Raw genomic sequence first — 1,691 nt, 5'->3', positions numbered from 1 at the left:
GAGCTGGACCTGGCGGTCGCGGGCATGGCTTGCGACGCTGCGGTTCGATCCACCGTACCGGTCGCGTTCAACCTATCGGGGCAATCCATGCAGGACCCGGCCTTCCGGGACCGGCTGATTGCCCGGTTGATCGCCCACCCCGCCCGCCGGGCCAAGAAGCTGGCGGTCGAGATGACTGAGACTGCTCAATTGGAGAATATCGCCGAAGCCGCGCAAACGGCCCAGATGCTACGCGAGATGGACATCCCGTTTTGCCTAGACGATTTCGGCGCAGGCGCGGCCGATGTTCGCGTGCTCCGGGCGATGCCGGCGGATATCGTGAAGCTGGATGGCTCCTACATTGCAGGCATCGTCAATGACGGGCGCGAGCGGGCGTTCATCACCGGCATGGTGGAGATCGCCCGCGCCGCCGGCGCCTCGGTCGTGGCGGAGCGCGTCGAGACGGAGGCAGAAGCGGACGCGCTGCTGGCGATCGGCGTAGATTACGGCCAAGGTTGGTTCTTCGGCCGGCCGGGCCCCCTACCCGTTCCCGCGATCGTCGCCCCGGCGCGGCGCCGGGGCGAGATGCAGGAGAGCTGGGGCTAGGCGGAAAGCTGCTCCGCCGGCTCGGTCCGCACGCGCTTCACCACCAGCTTGTTCAGCGCGTGAACGTAGGCGCGCGCGGCGGAGACGATGGTGTCGGTGTCTGCACCCTGTCCGTCGACCATCTTGCCCCCTTCCTCCAATCGCACGGTGGTGCGGGCCTGCGCGTCCGATCCCTCGGTCACCGCACCGACGGAGTAGAGCCGTAGCGTGCATTCGTGCGGGAAGATCTCCTGCACCGCATTGAAAGTCGCATCGACGGGGCCGAGCCCCGTGGCGGTGGCGGACTTCGTGATACCGTCCACCTCGAGTTCCAACTCGGCCTTCGCCGGCCCGTTCGAGCCCGCCTGCACCGATAGCGAGACAAAGCGGACGCGGGCATGATCGCGCACCACCTCGTCATCGACCAGGGCGATAAGATCCTCGTCGTAAACGATCTTTTTGCGGTCGGCGAGGTCTTTGAAGCGGCGGAACGCCTCGTTCAGCCGATTCTCGCCCACGCCGTCATAGCCCAGCGTCTTTAGCTTGTCGCGGAAGGCGGCGCGGCCGGAATGTTTGCCCATCACCAAGCTGGACTTGGTCCAGCCGACGCTTTCGGGCGTCATGATCTCGTAGGTCGCAGCGTTCTTGAGCACGCCGTCCTGGTGGATACCGCTCTCATGCGCGAACGCGTTGCGGCCGACGATGGCCTTGTTGGGCTGCACGTCGAACCCAGTGATGGTCGCCAGCATCTTGGACACCTTCAGGATGCCCTCGGTCCTGATGCCGGTCGTGAATGGCACCGCGTCGTGCCGGGTGCGCAACGCCATCACAGCCTCTTCCAGCGCGGCGTTGCCAGCGCGCTCGCCGATGCCATTGATGGTGCACTCCACCTGCCGGGCGCCGGCGCGGATGGCGGCGATGGTGTTGGCGACGGCTAGGCCCAGATCGTTATGGTTATGGGTGGATAGGATCACCTGATCCGCACCAGGAACCCGTTCCCGCAACATGGTGAAGATACGGGTCATATCTTCCGGCAGGGAGTAGCCGACGGTGTCGGGCACGTTGATCGTTGTAGCGCCGGCTTTGATCGCGGCCTCGACGCAACGGCACAGGAAATCCGGCTCGGT

General features: G+C 65.6%; 2 protein-coding genes. One reads left to right on the top strand and one right to left on the bottom strand.

Features of this window, described 5'->3' with window-relative positions; all coding sequences use genetic code 11:
* A partial coding sequence (locus GSQ76_RS14185; protein WP_158744568.1) for an EAL domain-containing protein occupies nucleotides 1–585 on the top strand: 585 nt, incomplete at its 5' end.
* Here GSQ76_RS14185 and GSQ76_RS14180 read toward each other — a convergent pair.
* A partial coding sequence (locus GSQ76_RS14180; RefSeq protein WP_158744567.1) for a 2-isopropylmalate synthase occupies nucleotides 582–1,691 on the bottom strand: 1,110 nt, incomplete at its 5' end. The two genes, GSQ76_RS14185 and GSQ76_RS14180, sit on opposite strands and share 4 nt — an antisense overlap.

This window comes from Acidisphaera sp. L21 (assembly GCF_009765685.1).
Taxonomy (GTDB): domain Bacteria; phylum Pseudomonadota; class Alphaproteobacteria; order Acetobacterales; family Acetobacteraceae; genus LMUY01.
The sequence above is the reverse complement of the archived record's forward strand: the minus strand, read 5'-3'. Positions and strand labels throughout refer to the sequence as shown.